Here is a 5,020-nt window from a genome sequence, read left to right as displayed (position 1 = left end):
TAAGTAGTACAACTTAGCACGACGTACACGACCATGACGAAGAACGTCAATCTTAGCAACACGTGGTGAGTGAACTGGGAAAGTCCGTTCAACACCAACACCGTTACTGATCTTACGAACAGTGTAGGTAGCACTGATACCAGCACCGTGACGCTTGATAACGATACCTTCAAACATCTGAACACGTTCACGTGAACCTTCAACGATGAGGGCGTGAACCCGAACAGTATCACCGGCACGGAAATCTGGAATATCATCCCGTAATTGACTTGCAGTAATCTTTTCGATTAACTTGTTTTGACGCATAAAAAATTCTTTCCTTTCGCCGACATTCATGTCCGATGTGGGCAGCGGAATACCGTTTCTTATGGCTAAACAGCCATCTATTACTATACTAGCTTTTCATTTCCCTTTCAAGGGTTATTTTGATTGATGTTCCTGATTAATAATCGAATGACGAATACCATAGGCAAAGTAAATAATTAAGCCAATAAGGAACCAAAGAACCATCATAATCTTAGCATCGGCATTCAATCCCCAGAAAATCACTGCAGAAAATAAAGCCGAGATTGTTGGCAATACCGGATAACCGGGCATTTTAAACTGAGCTTCAGGAAGATCCTTCCCTTCTCGAGGACGAAGAGCATAGATTCCTAGTGAAACAAAGATAAATGCCACAAGGGTTCCCGCAGATACTAGTGTTGCCAAGAACGTGAACGGAAAAACGGAGCCCAGGATCATTGCCAAAAACGTAATCATCCATAATGCCCGATTAGGCACATGCTTACGATCGATATGACCCAAGCTTCGGGGAAGAAGACCATCTCTACCAAAAGCATAGATCAGCCGTGATGAGGCTAATAGAATCGCAATTAATGCCGAAAAGATTCCAACAATAGCAACAATTGATAACAAATTAGCAGTAAGGTAATGACCCGACTGGCGGAGTGCCCAAGCGGCTGGTTCTGCGTTATTTGCATAACGACTGTATTTAAACATCCCCACAAGGACGAGAGACACTGCAATGAAAAAGCCAGTTCCTAAAACCAGCGTCCCAATTAATCCTCGCGGCATTGTCTTTTGGGGATTAATTGTTTCAGCCGTATTAGCCGCAATTGCATCAAAGCCAACGTAAGCAATAAAAATTTGTGCTGTTCCGGCAAGGATCCCCTGCCAGCCACCAAATGTTGTTCCAGCGACATGAGGCGGAATAAATGGCGAATAGTTTTGCGGATGAATAGCCGTCATACCGACAACAATAAACATTAAAATGACCAGGAGCTTAACGCTGACAATAATATTCTCAATCCGACTCACCTGGTGAACTCCACGAGAAATTAAAATTCCCACGGCTAAAATAGCAATTGCAGCTAAAATATCAACATATGAACCCCGCTGCGGATTGAAGCCCCCCGTTAATGCTGTGGGCAATTTAATACCAAAGCTAGCGAGAAACCCCTGCATATAGGCTGACCAGCCTGACGCAACGAAAGCAACTGAAATAAAATACTCAGCCAAAAGTGCCCAGCCAGCAATCCAACCAAAAAACTCGCCAAAAAGAACATTAATCCATGAAAAGGCTGAACCAGCAAACGGCAGTACAGATGAAGTCTCTGCATACGCTAGCGCTGATAATCCGGCCCCAATCGCGGCAACGATAAATGCCAATGGCACTGCTGGCCCCGTATGTTCAGCAGCGACAATTCCTGGCAGGGTAAAGATTGCTGTCCCAACAACCATTCCGGTCCCCAGGCCAACTAAATCAATTGTCCGCAAACTGGGGGTTAGTTTGGCATCCTTACTGCGATAAAGGGCAGGATCCTGCTTCCATAGTAATCGTTGAATAAACTTTTTCATTTGAACCCCTTTCTAGTCTGGAACATCCGGATCTTGATCGAGTTTCAAATCTTCAAGCATCAACCGTTGCTCACGAGTCAGTTTGGCCGTCTTTAACAAATCGGGGCGACGTTCAAGTGTCCGTCGTAATGCCTCACGTTGACGCCATTCTTTAATTTTCTGATGATTACCACTGGTTAAAACCTCAGGAACCTTCATCCCCCGAAAGTCTGCAGGTCGAGTATATTGCGGATACTCTAGCAGGCCATTACTAAAGGAGTCGCCCATTGGTGAAGACATATTCCCTAAGACGCCAGGAACAAAGCGCACGGTAGCGTCGATCATCACCATTGCAGCTAGTTCACCACCAGTAAGGACATAATCACCTAATGATGCTTCATCTGTCACTAAGCTCCGAATTCGCTCATCATACCCCTCGTAGTGACCACAGATAAATGTAAGGTGTTCCTCTTGTGATAATTCTTGGGCATAGTCCTGATCAAACCTTCGCCCAGCGGGATCCATCAAAATTACCCTTCCTTTGGGATAACGATCTTTTGTTTCCTCATCAATTGCTGCCATGGCATCGAAAATTGGTTGCGCTTGGAGGAGCATTCCGGCACCACCGCCAAATGGGGTATCATCAACCCGGTTATGTTTATTATCAGTGTAATCACGAAAATCTGTTACTTTAATGTCGAGGAAGCCATTATCTTGAGCCTTCCCAACGATTGATTCACCGAGAGTTGCCTGAAACATATCAGGAAATAGGCTTAAAATATCAATTCGCATTATTCAAGTCCCTCCAATAGTTCCACCTCAACTACGCCATTATCCAGATCAACCTTCTTTACCACATCATCAATCTTGGGTAGCAATAAGTCGGCTTGATGCGGTCGTTGGACAACCCAAACATCATTGGCACCAGGGGAAAGGATCTCCTTAATTTTTCCTAATTCACGACCATCAATTGTCTTAACAGTCAAGCCAATAATTTGATGATAATAATAACTACCTTCTTCGAGTGGCTGTTGATCCTCTTCACTAACCCTCAATTCACGATTGCGAAAGTTCTCGACATCATTAATATTGTCATATCCAACAAACTTAACAAGAATTGAACCCTTGTGTGGGCGTGATGATTCAATTGTTAACTCCAGTGGTTCTCCCTGTTGATTAGCCAAATATAACTTAGCGTCCTTGGCAAACCGTTCATCAACAAAGTCGGTAGTGGGAATCACCCGAACTTCACCACGGATCCCGTGAGTATTTACTATTTTTCCAACATTATAAAATTTCATTCAAATTCTCCTAAAATTGACAAAAACTCCCACAGATTAGTGTGGGAGTTTTTATTTTAGTGACGGTGGTCATTTATTAGTAACCGGACCTTTTTTGAATTAGAGCGTCGTGGACGTGCTCCTTCAACGACCGTACGCAGTGCTGAAGCAATATGTCCCTGCCGCCCAATTAAACGGCCAACGTCTTGAGGATGAACATCAACGACGTACCGTTGAAAGCGATCATCTTCAGACTTGGTAATTGTTAGAGCATCCGGATGTTCTAACAATGGAGTTACTAAACTACGAACCAGCCCTTCAATATTTGTCTCAGTCATGACTAAACATCACTACTTCTTAGCATACTTTGATTCGTGGAACTTCTTCATAACTCCAGCCTTTTGAAGCATGTTACGAACAGTATCAGAAGGTTGAGCACCCTTTTGTAACCAATCCATAATGGCATCTTCGTCAAACTTGATTTCCTTAGGAGTGGTCAATGGGTTGTAAGTACCTAAAGAAGTAATGAAACGACCATCACGTGGTGCACGTGAGTCAGCTACAACAATACGGTAGAATGGACGCTTCTTTGAACCCATACGCTTTAAACGAATTTTAACGGACATTCTTTGCACCTCCCTATAAATTTCTTAACAGGTAATAATATACCAGTCTTCCAAAAGAATGTAAAGTATTTTTTCTTGACAGCTTAAATATTTTTCTTTTTCTTCATTCCAAGGCCAAAATTAGTCAATAAGCTAGCAATACCAAGAGCCATTAATCCCTTAGCTTGTTCTGATCCGGTTTGCGGTAGCTGCCGATTTTCGGTTTGAACTAGCTGTGACTCAGGCTGAGGCTCAACTAACGTATCAGACTTAGAAGAAGGATTACTTGTTCCTGGTTGTGGCGCTGACTTTGGTGTCAGTTGAGGCTGAGGTTCTGATGCCGGTACTGGTTGTGGTGCCGGTGTTGGCGTAGACGTTGGTTGCGGCTCTGGAGTCGGCGTTGGCTTTGGTTCTGGCTGTGGAGTCGGTGTCGGTTTAGTTCCTGGCGTTGGTGTTGAATTCTTAGTATAGATAACTGTTTTTTTCAATATTGTTATCTTCTGGAGCTATCTTGATTTCATTAACTGTCTTTATATTGGGAGTATAGTCCTGAATTTCAGGTGATACTACTTCATTAAATGTTCCTTCTGCAGGTATCCAATCATTCCAAGTAGTACTATTGGATGTCTTAGAACCAGTTCGTGTAAAGGTGATTTGTTGTGTTTCATCATTTGCCGCTTTGGTTCCATCTTGATAAACATAATGAATTGTTTCAGTAACAGTTCTACTATCTTTTACTGTTTCCGGCTGTGGAGTTGGTTTTGGATCACTATTCTTAACATACACAACATATTCAATAAAATCAGAATGAGGATACGTAAATTTACCTTCATCACCAATCTTAGTAATCTTTTCTCCGCTGTATGTTATCTTCTTACCATCAGTCGACTTTTGGCCCCGATAAGTTGAATAATCCTTTACCGGAGGAATATTGGTATCGCTAAAGTAGCTATCTGTCTTAAAGGAACCCTCTTCCCCAGTATCACTAGTAAAGGTCACCAGACGAGGTGTATCAGGAATCGGTTTACCATCATTACCCAGCATCTGATTACCATTTACATCAACATAATGGATCGTTTGGTTAACAAAACCATAATATGTTAAGTCGACATATGCTTTATTGGTTGGCTTTGCATTTGTACTTGCGCCAATCCAATAGACATAATCTAAATCGTATTCAGGCTTAGAATTACCTTGACTTCTTACAGTAACATGCCAAGGATGACTATTCATATAGTCGAATACTGCCTTACTCTGAATCTGATAGCCGTTAAGCCACTTATTGTTATGATAAGAAAC

General features: G+C 42.4%; 8 protein-coding genes. All 8 read right to left on the bottom strand.

The window, feature by feature from the left end:
- On the bottom strand, window positions 1-306 hold a 306-nt coding region (rplS, locus tag HMPREF0549_RS05965), incomplete at its 3' end, for a 50S ribosomal protein L19 (protein WP_040531423.1).
- A gap of 114 nt (window positions 307-420) precedes the next feature.
- Complete coding sequence (locus HMPREF0549_RS05960) at window positions 421-1,857, bottom strand: APC family permease (RefSeq protein WP_003717364.1); 1,437 nt, start codon at window positions 1,855-1,857, stop codon at window positions 421-423.
- A 12-nt stretch (window positions 1,858-1,869) separates the two neighbouring features.
- Window positions 1,870-2,628 carry a tRNA (guanosine(37)-N1)-methyltransferase TrmD gene (trmD, locus tag HMPREF0549_RS05955; protein ID WP_003717363.1) on the bottom strand — a complete coding sequence of 253 codons (759 nt, stop codon included), beginning with the start codon at window positions 2,626-2,628 and terminating at the stop codon, window positions 1,870-1,872.
- Complete coding sequence (gene rimM, locus HMPREF0549_RS05950) at window positions 2,628-3,137, bottom strand: ribosome maturation factor RimM (protein WP_003717362.1); 510 nt, start codon at window positions 3,135-3,137, stop codon at window positions 2,628-2,630. Before rimM ends, trmD begins: the two co-directional genes overlap by 1 nt.
- A 56-nt stretch (window positions 3,138-3,193) precedes the next feature.
- Window positions 3,194-3,454 (bottom strand): KH domain-containing protein, encoded by a 261-nt coding sequence (locus HMPREF0549_RS05945; protein ID WP_003717361.1) that lies wholly within the window; start codon window positions 3,452-3,454, stop codon window positions 3,194-3,196.
- A 12-nt stretch (window positions 3,455-3,466) separates the two neighbouring features.
- Entirely contained in the window at window positions 3,467-3,742 is a 276-nt protein-coding gene (rpsP, locus tag HMPREF0549_RS05940) for a 30S ribosomal protein S16 (protein WP_003717360.1), read from the bottom strand.
- An 83-nt stretch (window positions 3,743-3,825) separates the two neighbouring features.
- Window positions 3,826-4,209: an LPXTG cell wall anchor domain-containing protein gene (locus HMPREF0549_RS05935; protein WP_003717359.1), complete on the bottom strand. Its 384-nt coding sequence runs from the start codon at window positions 4,207-4,209 to the stop codon at window positions 3,826-3,828.
- Window positions 4,184-5,020, bottom strand: an 837-nt coding sequence (locus HMPREF0549_RS05930) for a mucin-binding protein (RefSeq protein ID WP_003717358.1), incomplete at its 5' end; no start/stop codon positions are given. The genes HMPREF0549_RS05935 and HMPREF0549_RS05930, both read right to left, overlap by 26 nt.

The sequence above is a fragment of the Limosilactobacillus vaginalis DSM 5837 = ATCC 49540 genome (assembly GCF_000159435.1).
Lineage (GTDB): Bacteria > Bacillota > Bacilli > Lactobacillales > Lactobacillaceae > Limosilactobacillus > Limosilactobacillus vaginalis.
Note: the sequence above shows the minus strand (reverse complement) of the source record. Positions and strands in the feature narration are given on the sequence as shown.

Excerpts from the sequence above, each read along its gene's own strand:
- HMPREF0549_RS05960 (WP_003717364.1), bottom strand. The coding sequence starts at position 1,857 with ATGAAAAAGTTTATTCAACGATTACTATGGAAGCAGGATCCTGCCCTT.
- trmD (WP_003717363.1), bottom strand. The coding sequence starts at position 2,628 with ATGCGAATTGATATTTTAAGCCTATTTCCTGATATGTTTCAGGCAACT.
- rimM (WP_003717362.1), bottom strand. The coding sequence starts at position 3,137 with ATGAAATTTTATAATGTTGGAAAAATAGTAAATACTCACGGGATCCGT.
- HMPREF0549_RS05945 (WP_003717361.1), bottom strand. The coding sequence starts at position 3,454 with ATGACTGAGACAAATATTGAAGGGCTGGTTCGTAGTTTAGTAACTCCA.
- rpsP (WP_003717360.1), bottom strand. The coding sequence starts at position 3,742 with ATGTCCGTTAAAATTCGTTTAAAGCGTATGGGTTCAAAGAAGCGTCCA.